This window comes from Frankia sp. RB5 (genome assembly GCF_059816245.1).
The window spans coordinates 1-15,083 of the sequence record NZ_JCBATA010000085.1; the positions used below are offsets into that span (position 1 = coordinate 1).

Here is a 15,083-nt window from a genome sequence, read left to right on the forward strand (position 1 = left end):
CGGTGCGGGCACGCCGCGCACGCCGACGTGAACGCGGCCGTCAACATCCTCAGGGCCGGGCTGGCCCTTCAGACCGCGGCAACGTCGTCCTGAGAAGCCGCCGGCCTCAGCCGGTGGAGGAGTCACGACACCGCCTTCCGTGTTGCCGACAGCCGTCACCAACTCTAGGGCCACCGCGCAAGGGTCGTACGTACGCCGTATGCTTACGACGTAAGTTTACGCCGTAAGCCTGGAGCGGATGATGAGTCTGATGGACGTCGACACCCTGCTGACCACCACCCGGTCGGTGCGCCGCAAGCTCGACCTCGACCGGCCGGTGGAGCCCGAGGTCCTCGCGGAATGCCTGCGGATCGCCCTGCAGGCGCCGGCGGCCGGGGCCCTGCTGTCGAGCATTCGCTGGCTGGTCATCCGCGACCAGGCGACGCGGTCAGCCGTCGCCGAGCACGTCCGGGAGCCAGCGCGCGCCGCCCAGGCCCAGTTCGGTCATCTGGTCAGTCAGGCCACCCTGGCATCGAGCCGGCATCTGCTCGACGTCCTCGACCGGGTGCCGGTGTTCGTCCTCGCCGCCATGATCGGTCGCCCGGCCGGTCCGGGTGCGGATGCCAACGTCTTCTACGGTTCGGTGTATCCGGCGATCTGGAGCTTCCAGCTCGCGCTGCGCAGCCGCGGGCTCGGCACGACGATCACGGGCTATCACCTTGACGGCCATGAGGCCGATGTGGCCGCGCTGCTCGGCATTCCCGATGACGTCACCCAGGTCGCATTGCTGCCGGTGGCCTACCTGACCACGACCGACTTCCGGCCAGCGGCGCGGCCGTCTGTGCAGAGCGTGACCTACTACGAGCGGTGGGGCCGCGCCCAGGACTGAACGCGCGGCTGAGGGGGCCGAGGCCGGCGGGCAGGCCGCCGACGTCTCGGAATGTGGATAGCCTGGCGGCGTGAGTTCCGCCGTGCCGGCTTCGTCCCCTGCGTCCGTTCAGGCGCCGCTGGAGCGGCTGGAGGCCGGTGTCGCGGCGCTGGTGCGCTGGAGTGAGAGCAAGCACATCCGGCGGGAGATCGCCCAGCGCTCGGGGTGCGAGCTGGCACCGAGCGAGCTGCGGTTGCTGGAGTTCTTCGACCTGGTCGAGCCCCTGCGGATCTCTGTCATCGCGGAATGCCTGCAGGTCGACATCTCCACGGTCTCGCTGCAGTTGCGTCAGCTCCGCGCGAGCCGTCTCGTCGAGGCGATTCCTGTCGAGGGAGACCGCCGCGCGATCATGATCGGTATCACGCCGAAGGGGCGGGCGGCGGTCGGGAGGGTTCGTTCCGCCAGGCGCGACCTGCTCCGGGCGGTGTTCGCCGAGGTCCCCGACGGTCGACTTGAGCAGGCAGCCGAGCTGCTGCTTCTCGTCGATGAGCACATGCTCGCCGGCCTGCGGGCGAAGCTCGGGACTGGCGCCGCTGGTGGTACGGGCCCGCGCTGACCTGCCACCGACAAGATGCTTTGATGGTTAAAAGCATCTTGACTGGACAGGTGCGCCCCCCTCGGCGGCCTTCCAGAGGGGAGAAGTCTGCGGATGGCTACGGCAGTGGTCACGGGCGGCACCGACGGCATCGGTAGAGGGCTCGCGGAGGAGTACCTCCGCCGCGGGTTCGAGGTGCTCGTCGTAGGGCGTGACGGGCGGAAGGGCGCGGCGTTCGAGCGCGCCGGTGAACGGGCCCGGTTCATCGGCGCGGACCTGAGCGGGGTGGCGGAGAACCGCCACCTGGTCGAATGGATCTCCCAGCGGTATCCGGTGCTCGACGTCCTGGTGCTCGGCGCGCGCTACCACCGGCAAACCCGGCTCCTGACCGCCGATGGTTTCGAGAGCAACTTCGCGCTGTTCTACCTGAGCAGATTCCTGCTCAGTCATGGCCTGGTCGGTCCGCTGAGCCGCGCCGAGCATCCGGTCGTGCTCAACTTCGGGGGCGCCGGACAGACCGGTCCAGTCCGTTGGAACGACCTTCAGCTGGAACGCGACTATCACGGTGTCGGGGCGATGGGCCACGCCGGCCGGCTCAACGACCTGCTCGGCGTCGACTTCGTGGGCGCCTACGCCGACAACGGTATACGTTACGTTCTGAACCACCCTGGGGTGGTGGTCACGAGTTTTGCCGGGGAGTACGACCCGGTCACCGCCGCGCAGGTCGACCAGCTAAGGGTGATCGGAAAGCCGGTGGCGAGCGCCGTCGCCCAGATCCTTCCGTTTCTGGATCCGCCCGGGCGGGAAGGGCTGACCGCCGTGCTGGAAGGCCGCCGCGTGCCGCTGGAGCCGAAGGCACGGTATCTCGACGACGCCCGCCGTCTACACGACCTCACCGTCGACCTGCTCGCGCGGTTCGACCACCGCACGGCCCGGTTCCGGCGTGGATAAAGCCACGACCTTCGTGGCGTTACTCGGCAAACAGCTCAACGTCGATGCCCCGAGCTGGCACGAGGTCGCAGCGCCCTTCGGTGAGGCTGGCAGCAGACGGGCTCTCGTTCAGGGCAGATCCGCGTCGCCGCCGAGGTTCGCGATCATGCGTCGCAGCACGTTGAGTGCGGTCGCGTATTCATGCGGGGCGATGCCGTCATGGACCTGCGCCAGCGCCTGATGGGCGCGGTCCGCGGCGCGGGTCCGCCCGGCCTCGCCCGCCTCGGTGATGACGAAGGTCCCGTCCTGTCTCTGAGTTATCCAGCCGCGTTTGAGTAGGTCGTCGAAAACGCCGTCAAAATCGATGTCGAGATCGTCGAACCGGGCGAGCCGGTGGATGAGACGCGCGCGGTCCCACTCCTCGGGATTGCCAACGACGTGGTTGAGGATCCACCAGTGCGGTTGGGTCAGCCCCTCGGTGGCCAGATCGGCGCGGATCCGGCCGACGACTCGCCGGTAGGCCTCGCCGCTCCAGTACCCGATCGGCTGCGCCGCCAGTAGCTCGTCCGAATATTTCTTGATCTCCGTGGCCATGCCAGTCCTTCCCGCGGTGCTGTAGGGCGTCCTCGTCGCCGTATGGCGGCATCGAGTGATCACGCTAGAACCTCCACCGGACTTGAGGTCAAGGTCGCTGGGCGCTGGTTTCGGAAGGATGGAGTGGGGCGGGACGATCCGCGTCCATTGGATCGCGGATCGTTCGCGTCGTGGCCGATATTCTCCCGCTGTTATCTGGAGACGGTTCCCGTCTGGATGTGGGGGACGGCTGAGGCGGGGTCGAAGCCCGCGAACGCGAGCCCGATGACGAAGCCCGCGACTTCTTCGAGCTGACGGGCGCGGCTGAGGGGGCCGAGAACGGCGGGTTCGCCGCCGACGTCCCGGATGAGTTCGCTGGTGACGTGTAGCGCGGCGGCGTCGTCGCCACAGATTGCCACTGTTGGCGTTGGAACGTCGTGACCACCGTCGGCGGGGCGGCGTGTCCACTGGTCGGCCGCGAAGAGGTGGAACGCCTTGACGACATGTGCCCCGGGAGCGCAGGCGGCTGTCCGATCAGCCGCGGCGTGCCGCTCGGGGAGCAGCACGCCGACTCCGTGCTCGACGGCGTTGGTCGGGTCGATCAACGGCACTCCCGCGAGCGTGCCTTCGGCCGCGCCGGCGCTGGAAAGGATCTCCTCGATGCCGGCCCACAGGACGGCGAGGAGCACCGCGTCGCACCCGGCGACGGCGTCTCGTGGGGTGGCGGCATGCGCCGTCCCGCCCAGCCGCTCGGCGAGCGCGTCCGCCCTGGCCCGTGACCGTCCGCCGATCACCAGCTCGTGCCCGGCCTGGCTCCACCCTCGCCCCAGCCCCTCGGCCAGCGTTCCCGTGCCCAGAATCCCGATCCGCATGTGGTCTCTCCTCGTCCGCGCCGGCTGCCTACCCGGCAACGGTAGGAAAGCCGGTACGCACCAAACGGTGCGTACGAGACTGCGACGATGACCCGGATGAGCGAGAACCCGCGCGGCTGCGTGGAGCTGGTCGCGGATTGTCGCCTGCGGGCGGCGACCGACCTGTTCGCGCACACCTGGGACCCCGTCGTTCTCGCGGCTCTTCGGCCGGGCCCTCGCCGCCACCGCGAGCTGCGGGCCGTGATCGGCGGCGTGAGCGACAAGGTCCTCACGGAGGCGCTACGCCGGCTCGGCTCGCACGGCCTGGTCGCCCGCCGCCCCGTCCCGCAGGCTCCGCCACGGGTCGAGTACGCACTGACTCCGCTCGGGCAGAGCCTGGTTGACGGCCCGATGACGGCACTGGGTGACTGGATCGTCGAGCACGGCGACGAACTGCTGGACGCGCAGGACAGCTCGGCCGAGATCTGACCTCGCGGCGGCGCCGAAAGGTCCACCGACCACACAGCCGCCTACATCGCCACATTCGACCGCGCTGACTTCGTCGTCGAGTCGATCTGAGGTGTGCTCGCGACGTGATGGTGACGAGCGCGCGTCTGCGTCCCCTTGGCCGGGAGGCTGGCCCGTCGTCGGTGTCATCCTCACTGTCAGACGGTGAGGACCAGCTTGCCTGCGACTCGGTTTGTCTCACCGATCTCGTGGGCCTTCGCGGCGTCCTCCAGGGGGAAGGCCGCCTGGATGACCGGGCGAAGTTCGCCCGCCCGCACCAGGGCGCCTACCGCGAGCATGCCGGTCTGGTCGGCCTCGACCAGCATCAGCCTGTGGCGCACTCCGAGGCGCGCGACCTCCTCCGCCATGGGTGCCGTGTTGCCGAGAGCCAGTGACACCAGCACGCCGCCTGGGCGAAGCGCCCGCAGCGAGCGGGTCGTGTAGTCGCCGCCGATCGCGTCGATGACGACGTCCACGTCGCTGACGGCCTGCTCGAAGTCCTGATCGCGATAGTCGATCAGTTCGTCGGCACCGAGCTGGCGGAGCATGTCGTGCTTGGGCGCGCTGGCGGTGCCGATGACAGACGCGCCCAGCGACCGGGCGATCTGTACCGCGAAGTGCCCGACGCCGCCGGCCGCCGCGTGGATCAGGACCCGCTGGCCCGCCTGGACCGCGGCGGTGTCGACAAGGGCCTGATAAGCGGTGAGCGCGGCCAGTGGGACCGCGCCGGCCTCGACATGGTCGAGTCCCGCCGGCTTGCGGACAAGGGCACGCGCGGGCGCGGTGACGTACTCGGCGCAGGAACCATGCCCGCCGGGGTAGGGCAACATGCCGAACACCTCGTCGCCGACCTCGTGGAGCACCACCCCGAGACCGACCGCCTCGACCACGCCGGACACGTCCCAGCCGAGAACCAGCGGAAGCTTCGCCAGAAAGCCCGGTGCCTGGCGATGCACCCAGTCAGTGGGGTTGAGCCCGGCGGCACGGACGCGTATCAGTACCTCGCCGGGCCCGGGAACAGGGCGTTCGAGCTCGACCACCCGCAGGACATCGGGGCCGCCCAGCCGGTCCTGGCTGACCGCCCGCATCATCGTCGTCGTCATGTCCCGAGTGTCGCGAGCCATCCGATCACTCAGCCAGTGGCCCGGAGGCCGGGTTGTGCAAGGATCGGGCCATGCATCGAGTGGTGGTGCTCGCCCTGGACGGTGTGATGCCCTTCGAGCTCAGCATGCCGTCCAAGATTTTTGGGGCGGCCCGAGACGCGGCCGACCGCCCGCTGCACGAGGTGCTCACCTGCTCCCTGGACGGCGAGCCGGTGACCACCGCCGCCGACTACTCGATCGCGGTCATGCACGATGCCGCGGTGCTCGCCACGGCCGACACCGTCGTGGTTCCACCGGCCGAGGCGATGACGAAGATCGTCGATCGGGATCTGCTGCCGCCGGGCCTGGCGGACGCCTTCGGTCAGGTGCGTGCGGACGCCCGGGTGGTCTCGCTCTGCCTGGCCTCCTATGTGCTGGCCGCCGTGGGCCTGTTGGATGATCTGCCGGCCACCACGCACTGGCGGCACGCCGAGGATTTCCAGCGGGCCTATCCGGCTGTGCACGTCGACCCCGACGTTCTCTTCGTCGACGCGGGCCGGGTGTTCACGTCCGCCGGCGCGGCGGCCGGTGTGGATCTCTGTCTCCATCTGGTACGCCGTGATCATGGCAGTGGCGTCGCGAACCAGGTGGCCCGCGGCATCGTGGTGGCGCCCTGGCGCGAGGGCGGCCAGGCCCAGTACATCGAGCGTCCAGTGCCGCGGGGACCGGGTTCCGGCACCGCTCCAACCCGAAGCTGGGCCATCGACCGGCTGGACCAGAACCTGCGGCTGGACGACCTCGCCGCGCATGCCGGCATGAGTCGTCGGACCTTCACGCGCCACTTCCGGTCCGAGGTCGGCCAGAGCCCTGGGCAATGGCTCGTTCAGCAACGGGTCGACCTGGCCCGCAATCTGTTGGAATTTACAGACCTGTCGGTCGACAGAATTGCCGAGAGTGCGGGGTTCGGCACCGCCGCGTCACTGCGCGAACATCTGCGCGCCGCCATCGCGGTTTCACCGATGGTGTACCGCCGAACTTTTCGGGGATAGCGCCGGAGATCCGCTGTCTGGTCCGAGGGGCGCGCGGTCGGTGGCGACTGCTGCCCCCATACCGCCTTGACCCGGATCGCGTCACCGTTATCCGGCGTCCCCGAGTAGCCCGCCCCGCCGGATCGCTCTGGCGAGGCCGCGAACCCACGGTGCGGCTCGACCTGGCCAGGATGATCTCCATGGAGCGAGCCGACTGGTTGACCGTGGTCGTTACGAGCGGGCCCTCGTCCACCGGGTACTGGCCAGCGCACTCGGATCGGACATCGCGGGCGTCGCATGATCGCGCGTACCGTCGTCTATGACGCTGGGATGCTGGTGGCGCTCCTGCGAGACAGCTCCGCGGCGCGACTGCGTCACCATGGCCTACGCGCGGCGCCACACCGACCGGTTGTCATAGGCCCGGTCCTCGCCCAGGCCTGGCGACCGGATCCGAAGACTGTCCACGCCTTCAGCCAGTATCTGAAGGACTGCACCGTGCCGCAGACCCGGGAGACCGCACCACCCATACGCGTCGCGACGAGCGTCCCCGCCGGCTGCGTCGCCTGCGCGAGGATCTTCACCCTCGACTCGTACAAACGGGCCGGGGTCATGCTCGCCGACGCCAGGTTTCCCGCGAAGAAGCGGGCGGATGTCATTGACGCCCTGGTGGTCATAGTGGCCGCTCTTCACGGTCCGGCCCAGATCCTCACCAGCGATCCGGACGGCATAGCCGCCTACGCCGCCACACTCGCCCGCGCCGACATCGTCGTCGAGGCGATCTGAAACATTCTCGCGACGTCAGGGGAGGGTGATCGGCAGGCTCCGTTTCCGCCTAGCGTGGCGCGCGCTATCGTTCCGTAGAATTTCCAGTGTTGCTCGCTGAACAGCGTCGATCTCCTGCCAGGACGTCCCCGGGAAACGTATAAGGCGATCACTCACCGATTCCCCATGCCTCGGCGAGCTGGCTGCGGGAGAAGGTCGGAGCATCGTCGCCAGCACCGGGGTCGGCCTGGATGCGCGCCTTGGCGACTGTCCGGCCGACCTCGCGTCGCAGGCGCCGCACCTCGGGCTCGCAGCGACTCCAGCTCCACCCGGGGGATGGTGACCAATTCGGAGGCCTCGACGCTCACGATCGACCCCCTTGGTTCGACGCTGGTCCCGAGTCTAACTGGCCGGAGAGTCACAAGATCACACTGGGTGTCGTCGCGTCCGGAACCCGTCTACGGTAGCGGGGGCCCTTCCTGGCACCCCCATTCCATCCTTCCGATATTGGTTGGGGCCAGCGGGTTTCGGAAGGATGGAGTGATTCGGGGCGGTCCATATCCGCCTGACTGCGTAGCGGCTGTGCTCTGGCGCTCGGCTGCCGGAGCGAAGGATCACAGCGGGCGATCTGGTCGGCGTGGCAGGCCAGTACTCAGCTCGACCCTGAGACTCGTTCGGCGGCGGCGCGTTCGTAGGCGCGTAGGGTGCTGACGACCAGATGGCGTTCGGCCGGGGTCAGTGGCTGGAGGGCCTCTCGCCAGGCGCTGGTACCCGGGCCGAGCCACCCCTCGATCGCCGGGCGGCCGGCGGCGGTGATGCTGACGATCCTGCGTCGGCGGTCATCGGGGTCCTCGCGGCGTTCGACGATCCCGGCGCGGCCCAGGTCGGCGACCATGAGGCTGACCGTCGTCGGCGCGACCTCGAGCCGCGTGGCCAGGGCGTTGACGGTGGTGGGGCCGTCGAGCAGCAGGTAGGACAGCAGGGACAGGTGCCGTGGGCCGAGCGCCAGGCCGGCCAGCTCGGCGGGTGGCTGCGTCCGCTTGGCCCGTCCCACCAGCTGTGGCATCAGCAGCAACAGCGCCCGGACGGCCTCGTCGACCTCGAGTTCGTCCTCGCTCCGGCTTGACATCGCCCTCCTCGCGACAGTTATCTTTGTCGTCAAAGATGCTTTGCTTGCAAAGGTAATTCATCCGTCACCTGTGCGAACGGAGAGTCATGACCATCCTCGTCACTGGCGCCAGCGGGAACATCGGGTCGCGTCTGGTAGCCACGCTGGCCAGGTCGGGCTACCCGGCCCGTGGCTCGTCCCGCGATGCGACGACCCTACGGCTGCCGGCCGGCGTCGAGCTGGCCGAGCTCGATCTGACCGACTCCGGTCCGTCCGCGGCGAAGGCGCTGCGTGGGGTCGAGGCCATCTTCCTCTACCCGGTGATCGGCACCATCGACGCGTTCGTGGCGGCGGCCGTGGAGGCCGGCGTGCGGTACGTGGTGCTGCTGTCCTCGCCGGCGGCCTATGAGGTCGGGGAGTTCGACCGGCCCATCGGGCGGATCCATCGTGCGGTCGAGCGGGCGGTGGCCGACTCGGGTCTCGAGCACACGGTGCTGTACCCGAGCTGGCTTGCGACCAACACTCGGCGCGACTGGGCCGATCAGATCCGGACCGAGGGACGGGTCGCGATGGCGTTCGCGGACGCCGCCGTGACGCCGATCCATCCCGAGGACATCGCCGAGGTCGCCGCCCATCTGCTCACCCACGAGACTTTCCGCTCCCGGCTGCAGATCCTCACCGGGCCGCGGTCGATGCGGATGCGGGACGCGGTCGCGATCATCGGCGACGTGCTCGGTGTCGAGGTCACCGTTGACGACGTGACCCGCGAGCAGGCATGGGAGCTTGACCAGGGCCGGATCCCCCGGCCGATCCTGGAGGGCCTGCTCGACGTGGCCGCGGCGACCGTCGGTCAGACCGCCTCCGTCACCAACACCGTCGAGCGGATCACCGGTCACCCCGCCCGGTCGCTGCGCTCCTGGGTCGAAGCCCACCGGGGCGACTTCCAACGCGCCTGATCCCTACGCCGCGGACCGAACTGTTCGGTGTGTCAGGAGGGAGATCGGGCGAAGTGCCGACCTGGCCACGCTGTTCGCACCGTCGACAAAGTGACCAGCTCCGTCCTCGCACGGTCGCCTGCCAACCGGACAGCGGCCGGTCAGCCGGGCGCCGCCTCGACGTCGGTCGAGCGGCTGACGGCTTCCCAGGAGTCGAGGTCGGCCCGGCGCCGGTCCTGGGCTACCCGAATCGCCTCGACAGCGTCCGCGCCCAGGGCAAGGTGCAGCGGCGCGGCTGGCGCGTCGAGGGCGGCGAGGATCGCGTCGGCCGCCTTGCGCGGGTCGCCGGGCTGGCTGCCGTCCATCGAGTCGACGCCGGCGCGGGTCGGGCCGACGGTCGGCTCGTAGGCGTTGATGCGCCGGGAGCGGTGCATCCCGCGCCCGCCGAACGCGGTCCGGAACGCCCCCGGCTCGACAATCAGCACCCGGATGCCAAGCGGCCCCACCTCGGCCGCCAGCGACTCGGACAGCGCCTCAAGGGCGAACTTGGCCGAGCAGTACGCCCCGAACCCGGGCATCGTCACCTGGCCGCCCATCGAGCTGATCTGGACGACCGCGCCGCTGCCCCGCGCCCGCATCCCGGGCAGGACGGCCTGGGTCAGGGCGACCGGGCCGAAGTACATCGTCTCCATGAGCGTCCGCAGGTCGGACAGGTCGATCTCCTCGACCGCGCCGACGGAGCCGTACCCGGCATTGTTGACGAGCACGTCGACCCGGCCGAACCGAGTGGTCGCGGCGTCGAGTGCCGCCTGGATCTGGGCCGGGTCGGTCACGTCGAGTGGCAGGGCCAGGACCCGGCCGTCGGCCGAGGCGACCAGGTCGTTGAGAGTCTCGGGGCGGCGGGCGGTCGCCACGACGAAGTCGCCTCGGCGCAGCGCGGCCTGCGCGATCTCACGCCCGAAGCCGGTCGACGCGCCGGTGATGAACCACACGCGCCCGGCCGGGCCTGCCCCGCTGGTGTCAGAAGTCGTCACGGTCCCGACCATAGGAACGGGCGACGCTCCAGAGAAGCAGCTGTTACCTGGGCGGCCACAGGCCCAGGCTGTGGCCGCTTAGGCTGGACCGGTGACGCGGGAGCCGGTGACGCCCGAACTTCGCCAGCTGCGCTACTTCGTGGCCGCGGCCGAAGAGGGCAGCCTGACCCGGGCGGCTGCCCGGCTGCACATCGCCCAGCAGTCGCTGTCGCAGCAGATCCGCTCCCTGGAGCGTCAGGTCGGGGCAGCGCTGCTGGTCCGGGGCAGCCATGGGGTGACGCTCACCGCGGCTGGGACCGCGCTGTTGCGGGAGAGCCGGGTTCTGCTGACGCAGGCCGAGCGGGCGATCGACGCCGCCCGGCTCGCGGCCCGGGGCGACCGGTCGCCGCTTCGGGTCGGGTTCCTGGTCACGGTGGCGAACTACCTGATGCCCCCGGTGGTGCGGACCGTGCGCGAGCGCTTCCCGCACATCGCCGTGCGCGCCGAGGACCTGCCGATCGCCGCGCTGGTCGCGGGCCTGCGGGAGGGCCGGCTCGACGCCGCTCTCACCCGGCCGCCGCTGGTCGACGACCTCGAGAGCGAGGTCGTGCTGCGCGAGCCGGTCGCCGCCGTCCTGCCCGTGGGCCATCGGCTGGCCGGCCGCGATGAGTTGCGGATGGCTGACCTGGCCGCCGAGCCGTGGGTGCTCACGCCGGACCGTTCCTGGCCGCCGTGGCACCGCAAGTACGAGGCCGACTTCCGCCGGGCCGGCTTCTCCCCCCGGATCGTCGAGCGTGGGACGAGCCCGCAGGGCCTGTTGGCGCTGGTCGCGGCGGGCGTGGGCGTGACCCGCCTGCCATGCTCGTCCCGCTCCCTGCGCGACAGCGGGGTCGTCTTCGTCCCGCTCGCCGACGACGAGGCCGAGGTCGTCCTCGTCCGGCGGGCCGGCGCGCCGCCCCCACCGGCCTTCGAGGCTCTGCGCCAGGTAGTCCACGACGTCGCCCGCACGACCGACCTGGCCGCCACCGGCTGAGCGCCGACCTTCCCGGCGGCACGCCCCTCGCGGGGTCAGGTCAGCCGGCCGGGTCGACCTTTGGGCGGCGGCCGTCGGGTGACCGACGCACGAAAGAGGGACGCGGCGCCCTCGCCGCGTTCCCGGAGGAGCTCGTTTTCGGGCGCCCGCCCCGTCGCCATCCGTGTGAAGGCGTGGCGGACGTTTCGGCCTCGCCCTTGGCCGATCGTCAGTCCTCGTCTTCCGATTCTTGCCCTCGGGCACTCCTGGCCGAGATGGACATGTGGATCCCATGCGGGTGGCACGGCGAATCGTCAGTGGGCGACGACTCGAAGGTGAGCTTGCGGCCGTCCGTGTCTACCGGGGGCGCCCGAGCCCTGATCATCAGCCGGCGGCCGCGAGGGCCAGCGACCGGCAGGCCGACCGCTGGGCCCGCGATCCGCGAGTCGCGGTTGTCCGGCGCCAGCTCCGCTACCCGAAGGCATGGCCAGCCGAGCCCGCGCAGGAGAAGGGCATCGACGTCGCGCTCGCCGTGGACCTCGTGCGTCTGGCCTGCGAGGGCGGCACCTGTCGCGATACAGACCTCGTACCGGCGTTGGAGACGGTTCGGGATCTTGGGCTTCATGTGGAGGTCGCGAGCTGGAAGGGCACCAGTCGGCTCCGCTTTCCTGGCTCACAGCTTCCCTGGTGCCACTATCTGGACGCCGACGACTATGTGGCCTGTCGGGACTACACCGACTACACGACGGCCTAAACGACCGCCAGCCCGACGACGGTGTGGGCGCGGTCGCCATCAGGCCACAGGTGGGCGTAGATTAAAGATGATTATGAGAAGTCCCGGAGGGCCGGGGACAACAGTGCGGCGGGCCTGATCAGTGGCATCGGACGCGATGCGACACTGATCGGTACGTTCCGGTGACGGCGCCGGATCACGGGGAGGCCCCATGCCGGACTGCCTGTCGGACGCGGAGATCAGAGCGCTCGCTGAAGCGTGCCCGGACCGCGTCCAGGCCCGCCAGCTCCTCGAAGCGGCCGGCGTGAGCCGGGGCCGGCAGCCGACCTGGAACGTCGACTCGGCGGAACAGTTCTGGCGCGAGGTCTCGCACGTGCTGGCGGCGGGAATTCGGCTTGACGAGCGTGCTCGCTTCGTCGGCGACGGGCGGGCCAGCCTGCTGGCGGTGGCCGCCGAGTGGTTTGCCGCCAACGAGGTGTTCGCCCGCGCGGCCGCCGCGGGCCCAGGCGGCCCACCGCTTGGGGCCGGAGGGCCGGAGGCGGTGTTCGACGCCCCGCCACCGGAACGAACAGCGGCCTGTGCGCCGAGCGTGCTGCTGCGCGCGGAATACCTGGTGGTGCCATTTGTGGAACTCAACGGGGACCGCGCCGCTCTGCGGTCCTGGGCCACGCGGACTCAGCGGGTTTCGGCTCGCCTGCTGACCGGGCCGGCTGGTTCGGGCAAGACCCGGCTCGCCATGCAGATCCGCGAGGATCTCTCCGAGAAGGGCTGGCTGACCGTCCTGGCTCAGTCGGACTCACCGCTGAGCCCGGCCCGGCTGGGATATCTGCGTACTGCCGGCGCACCCACCCTGGTGATCATCGAGGACGCGGAGCTCAGGCCGGAGGAGACGGTCGCGACCGCACGTGCGCTGGTGGGCCGGTCGACCGCGAGCCGGCTGCTTCTGCTGACCCGGGCCACCGGAGGCTTGCTCCGGGGCCTGCGCGAGCTGGCCTTGCCGGACACTCAGGTCGCCGGCATGTTCGAGCGAGCGGAACCGCACACGATCACGCCGCTGGCCCCCGGCCCGCACGCCAGGCATGTTCACTTCACGGCCGCCCGCTCCGCGTTCGCCGCCGAACTGGGCACCGCAACGAGCGCCGAGCCCGACTCCAGCTCGTGGGCCGACCTCGAGGAGCTAGACACGGTGCTTGACGTGCACGCGGCGGCGTTGCTGGCGGCCCTGCCGGATGCCCCTGCCAAGCAGCCAGCCGAGAGCCCGCTGACCACACTTTGCCGGCACGAACGGCCGCGGTGGCCTGACCCCGCCGGCACGGGCGCCGATGCCGCGACCAGCCCCGGCGCCGAGCTCGTGGCCCGCATCATCACGACGGCCATCTTGCTGCGTCCCAGGTCGGCCGACGACGCGCAAGCGCTGGCCGCGACTCTGCCGGAGCTGCTCCAGACCAAAACCCGCGAGCTGCGAAGCGTGGTGGACGAGCTTCGTCGCCTGTACGCTGGCCGGTGGGCGGCGGAGGCACTGCGTCCCGCCGCCTACGGTGAGCGGATCGCGGCGGCGGCGCTGGCGCAGACGCCGTCGCTCGGCGAAACCATCGCGAAGGCGGCCACCCCGGCTCAGGCCACGACCGCGCTGATGATCCTCGGCCGAGCCCTGCCCGCGCACCCAGAGCTGGCAGGGACGATCGGCGACGTCATCCGGGTCGACCCGGAGCGGCGCCTGCTCGCGGCGATCGGACTGCTGCCCCGCTTGCCCAACCCCGACATGTTCGCCCGCGTGATCGGCAAGAGCGTCGACGACCTTCCGCCGGGCTCGCCGACCATGTTCGACCTGCTCGACCAGGTCCGGATGGACCGAGGCGGCGCCGAGCTCGACGGCCTGCGCGGTGAGACCCTGCGGATGCTGACCTCGCTGCCGAACCACCTGCTCGACGCCATACGCCCGGACCTCACCCGTGATCCAGCGACGGCCGGTGTCGCCAAGATCACGGACGCCATCAGCCAGGTCATCACGAACCTGGCCATCGGAGTCGTCGACCCGAAGTCCAATCGCATGCCCGAGAATCCTGACGACGGCACCCCGCTAATTCCGGCGGTGGCGGTGGACCTCCTGCGCGGACTGATGCGCAGCGATTGGTGGCGAAACCAGGGGACGAAGTAGCTGCCGGGCAGTAGCATCGCTCGGCGGATCGGCAGGTGGGCGGCCCCTCGGCCGAGTCCAACGCTACCGTGATGGCGTGGGACTGCACCTGAGCCAGATCGCCGAGGCCGACGAGCTGCTGACGAACGACCCGTTGGCGCTGCTGATCGGGATCGTGCTGGACCAGCGGGTGTCGGAAAGAACGAGTGGGACGGGACGGTCGGCCCCCGCCTGACCGCGTACCCTCGCGGCCCGGCTCATGGCCAGGCATGGCCGGCCGAGCGGATTCGGACTGGTCAGGCGGGCTCGCCGGCAGCGACGACGCCGTTCTCGTACGCGAGCACTACGGCCTGGACCCGGTCTCGCAGCCCCAGCTTGGTGAAGATGGCACCCACGTGGCTCTTCACCGTCGCCTCAGTCACGACGAGACGCTCGGCTATCTCGGTGTTCGACAGGCCGCGGGCGACCAGTACCAGCACCTCGCGCTCGCGTGGTGTCAGTTCGTCGAGCAGGCCGGGTGGCGTCGGCGGGCGGGTACGGGCTGTGAAGGTCTCGACCAGCCGCCTGGTGATGGAGGGCGAAAGCAGCGCATCGCCGGCGTGCAGGACGCGGATCGCTTCGATCAGGCGCTCGCGGGAGGAGTCCTTGAGCAGGAACCCGGCCGCTCCGGCGCGCAGCGCGCCGAACACGTACTCGTCCAGGTCGAAGGTCGTGAGGATGAGCACGCGCGGGGGTGGGGTGAGCCCGCCGCCGGTCAGGCGAGCGGTGGTCTCGACACCGTCCATGCGCGGCATGCGAATGTCGAGCAGGACGACGTCGGGTCGCAACTCCTCGGCGCGCGCGAGCGCTTCCTGGCCGTCCGCGGCCTCGCCGACCACCTCGAAGTCGTCCAGGGCCTCGAGTATCAGTCGCAGGCCGATCCGGACCAGTTCCTGGTCGTCCACGATCAGCAAGCGGATACTCATCCGAT

At 70.3% G+C, this 15,083-nt stretch carries 18 protein-coding genes; 11 read left to right on the plus strand and 7 right to left on the minus strand.

Annotation, left to right across the window (positions count from 1 at the left end):
- Positions 1-241 precede the first annotated feature (241 nt).
- The 3 genes from AC6EXY_RS30025 (at position 242) to AC6EXY_RS30035 (ending at position 2,393) form a co-directional block, all read left to right on the plus strand.
- On the plus strand, positions 242-868 hold the full coding sequence (locus AC6EXY_RS30025; RefSeq protein ID WP_207770427.1) for a nitroreductase family protein: 627 nt from the start codon (positions 242-244) through the stop codon (positions 866-868).
- Between the two features lie 70 nt (positions 869-938).
- Positions 939-1,463, plus strand: a complete 525-nt coding sequence (locus AC6EXY_RS30030) for a MarR family winged helix-turn-helix transcriptional regulator (protein WP_101833214.1) — start codon at positions 939-941, stop codon at positions 1,461-1,463.
- 93 nt (positions 1,464-1,556) lie between these two features.
- Positions 1,557-2,393 (plus strand): SDR family NAD(P)-dependent oxidoreductase, encoded by an 837-nt coding sequence (locus AC6EXY_RS30035; protein ID WP_101833215.1) that lies wholly within the window; start codon positions 1,557-1,559, stop codon positions 2,391-2,393.
- 108 nt (positions 2,394-2,501) lie between these two features.
- Here AC6EXY_RS30035 and AC6EXY_RS30040 read toward each other — a convergent pair whose 3' ends face one another.
- Together AC6EXY_RS30040 and AC6EXY_RS30045 are read right to left on the minus strand one after the other, a co-directional pair.
- Positions 2,502-2,966, minus strand: coding sequence for a MarR family winged helix-turn-helix transcriptional regulator (locus AC6EXY_RS30040; RefSeq protein ID WP_101833216.1), 465 nt, complete (start codon positions 2,964-2,966; stop codon positions 2,502-2,504).
- A gap of 191 nt (positions 2,967-3,157) precedes the next feature.
- Complete coding sequence (locus AC6EXY_RS30045) at positions 3,158-3,817, minus strand: NADPH-dependent F420 reductase (RefSeq protein ID WP_101833217.1); 660 nt, start codon at positions 3,815-3,817, stop codon at positions 3,158-3,160.
- 96 nt (positions 3,818-3,913) lie between these two features.
- Between AC6EXY_RS30045 and AC6EXY_RS30050 the strand changes: the two genes are divergently transcribed.
- Positions 3,914-4,285 carry a winged helix-turn-helix transcriptional regulator gene (locus AC6EXY_RS30050; RefSeq protein WP_499818641.1) on the plus strand — a complete coding sequence of 124 codons (372 nt, stop codon included), beginning with the start codon at positions 3,914-3,916 and terminating at the stop codon, positions 4,283-4,285.
- 176 nt (positions 4,286-4,461) lie between these two features.
- On the opposite strand, the gene AC6EXY_RS30055 is transcribed toward AC6EXY_RS30050, so the two are convergent.
- Positions 4,462-5,427 carry an NADP-dependent oxidoreductase gene (locus tag AC6EXY_RS30055; protein ID WP_207770562.1) on the minus strand — a complete coding sequence of 322 codons (966 nt, stop codon included), beginning with the start codon at positions 5,425-5,427 and terminating at the stop codon, positions 4,462-4,464.
- A 50-nt stretch (positions 5,428-5,477) separates the two neighbouring features.
- On the opposite strand from AC6EXY_RS30055, the gene AC6EXY_RS30060 reads away from it, so the two are divergent.
- Together AC6EXY_RS30060 and AC6EXY_RS30065 are read left to right on the plus strand one after the other, a co-directional pair.
- Positions 5,478-6,434 (plus strand): GlxA family transcriptional regulator, encoded by a 957-nt coding sequence (locus AC6EXY_RS30060; RefSeq protein WP_101835228.1) that lies wholly within the window; start codon positions 5,478-5,480, stop codon positions 6,432-6,434.
- Between the two features lie 276 nt (positions 6,435-6,710).
- On the plus strand, positions 6,711-7,196 hold the full coding sequence (locus AC6EXY_RS30065) for a hypothetical protein (RefSeq protein WP_101835226.1): 486 nt from the start codon (positions 6,711-6,713) through the stop codon (positions 7,194-7,196).
- 148 nt (positions 7,197-7,344) lie between these two features.
- Here the strand turns inward: AC6EXY_RS30065 and AC6EXY_RS30070 are convergent, their stop codons facing one another.
- Both AC6EXY_RS30070 and AC6EXY_RS30075 read right to left on the minus strand, forming a co-directional pair.
- Positions 7,345-7,476, minus strand: a complete 132-nt coding sequence (locus tag AC6EXY_RS30070; RefSeq protein ID WP_279354717.1) for a hypothetical protein — start codon at positions 7,474-7,476, stop codon at positions 7,345-7,347.
- Between the two features lie 351 nt (positions 7,477-7,827).
- The gene (locus tag AC6EXY_RS30075; RefSeq protein WP_101835225.1) at positions 7,828-8,304 is read right to left on the minus strand and encodes a MarR family transcriptional regulator; all 477 of its coding nucleotides are present in this window, start codon (positions 8,302-8,304) and stop codon (positions 7,828-7,830) included.
- A gap of 86 nt (positions 8,305-8,390) precedes the next feature.
- Here AC6EXY_RS30075 and AC6EXY_RS30080 point away from each other — a divergent pair, with 86 nt between their 5' ends.
- Positions 8,391-9,239, plus strand: coding sequence for an NAD(P)H-binding protein (locus AC6EXY_RS30080; protein ID WP_499818640.1), 849 nt, complete (start codon positions 8,391-8,393; stop codon positions 9,237-9,239).
- Between the two features lie 140 nt (positions 9,240-9,379).
- Here the strand turns inward: AC6EXY_RS30080 and AC6EXY_RS30085 are convergent, their stop codons facing one another.
- Positions 9,380-10,252 (minus strand): oxidoreductase, encoded by an 873-nt coding sequence (locus AC6EXY_RS30085; RefSeq protein WP_243408053.1) that lies wholly within the window; start codon positions 10,250-10,252, stop codon positions 9,380-9,382.
- Positions 10,253-10,343: 91 nt separating this feature from the next.
- Here AC6EXY_RS30085 and AC6EXY_RS30090 point away from each other — a divergent pair, with 91 nt between their 5' ends.
- The 4 genes from AC6EXY_RS30090 to AC6EXY_RS30105 all read left to right on the plus strand — a co-directional run bounded on the left by AC6EXY_RS30090 (position 10,344) and on the right by AC6EXY_RS30105 (position 14,348).
- Positions 10,344-11,264, plus strand: coding sequence for a LysR family transcriptional regulator (locus AC6EXY_RS30090; RefSeq protein WP_243408052.1), 921 nt, complete (start codon positions 10,344-10,346; stop codon positions 11,262-11,264).
- Between the two features lie 277 nt (positions 11,265-11,541).
- Positions 11,542-11,997, plus strand: a complete 456-nt coding sequence (locus AC6EXY_RS30095) for a PIN domain-containing protein (RefSeq protein WP_243408051.1) — start codon at positions 11,542-11,544, stop codon at positions 11,995-11,997.
- Between the two features lie 190 nt (positions 11,998-12,187).
- On the plus strand, positions 12,188-14,134 hold the full coding sequence (locus tag AC6EXY_RS30100) for an effector-associated domain EAD1-containing protein (RefSeq protein WP_499818639.1): 1,947 nt from the start codon (positions 12,188-12,190) through the stop codon (positions 14,132-14,134).
- A 76-nt stretch (positions 14,135-14,210) separates the two neighbouring features.
- Positions 14,211-14,348 carry a hypothetical protein gene (locus AC6EXY_RS30105; RefSeq protein WP_165818640.1) on the plus strand — a complete coding sequence of 46 codons (138 nt, stop codon included), beginning with the start codon at positions 14,211-14,213 and terminating at the stop codon, positions 14,346-14,348.
- A 61-nt stretch (positions 14,349-14,409) separates the two neighbouring features.
- Here the strand turns inward: AC6EXY_RS30105 and AC6EXY_RS30110 are convergent, their stop codons facing one another.
- Complete coding sequence (locus tag AC6EXY_RS30110) at positions 14,410-15,078, minus strand: response regulator (protein WP_101835215.1); 669 nt, start codon at positions 15,076-15,078, stop codon at positions 14,410-14,412.
- Positions 15,079-15,083: the final 5 nt, after the last annotated feature.

Excerpts from the sequence above, each read along its gene's own strand:
- AC6EXY_RS30025 (WP_207770427.1), top strand. The coding sequence starts at position 242 with ATGAGTCTGATGGACGTCGACACCCTGCTGACCACCACCCGGTCGGTG.
- AC6EXY_RS30035 (WP_101833215.1), top strand. The coding sequence starts at position 1,557 with ATGGCTACGGCAGTGGTCACGGGCGGCACCGACGGCATCGGTAGAGGG.
- AC6EXY_RS30040 (WP_101833216.1), bottom strand. The coding sequence starts at position 2,966 with ATGGCCACGGAGATCAAGAAATATTCGGACGAGCTACTGGCGGCGCAG.
- AC6EXY_RS30045 (WP_101833217.1), bottom strand. The coding sequence starts at position 3,817 with ATGCGGATCGGGATTCTGGGCACGGGAACGCTGGCCGAGGGGCTGGGG.
- AC6EXY_RS30050 (WP_499818641.1), top strand. The coding sequence starts at position 3,914 with ATGAGCGAGAACCCGCGCGGCTGCGTGGAGCTGGTCGCGGATTGTCGC.
- AC6EXY_RS30055 (WP_207770562.1), bottom strand. The coding sequence starts at position 5,427 with ATGGCTCGCGACACTCGGGACATGACGACGACGATGATGCGGGCGGTC.
- AC6EXY_RS30060 (WP_101835228.1), top strand. The coding sequence starts at position 5,478 with ATGCATCGAGTGGTGGTGCTCGCCCTGGACGGTGTGATGCCCTTCGAG.
- AC6EXY_RS30065 (WP_101835226.1), top strand. The coding sequence starts at position 6,711 with ATGATCGCGCGTACCGTCGTCTATGACGCTGGGATGCTGGTGGCGCTC.
- AC6EXY_RS30075 (WP_101835225.1), bottom strand. The coding sequence starts at position 8,304 with ATGTCAAGCCGGAGCGAGGACGAACTCGAGGTCGACGAGGCCGTCCGG.
- AC6EXY_RS30080 (WP_499818640.1), top strand. The coding sequence starts at position 8,391 with ATGACCATCCTCGTCACTGGCGCCAGCGGGAACATCGGGTCGCGTCTG.
- AC6EXY_RS30100 (WP_499818639.1), top strand. The coding sequence starts at position 12,188 with ATGCCGGACTGCCTGTCGGACGCGGAGATCAGAGCGCTCGCTGAAGCG.
- AC6EXY_RS30110 (WP_101835215.1), bottom strand. The coding sequence starts at position 15,078 with ATGAGTATCCGCTTGCTGATCGTGGACGACCAGGAACTGGTCCGGATC.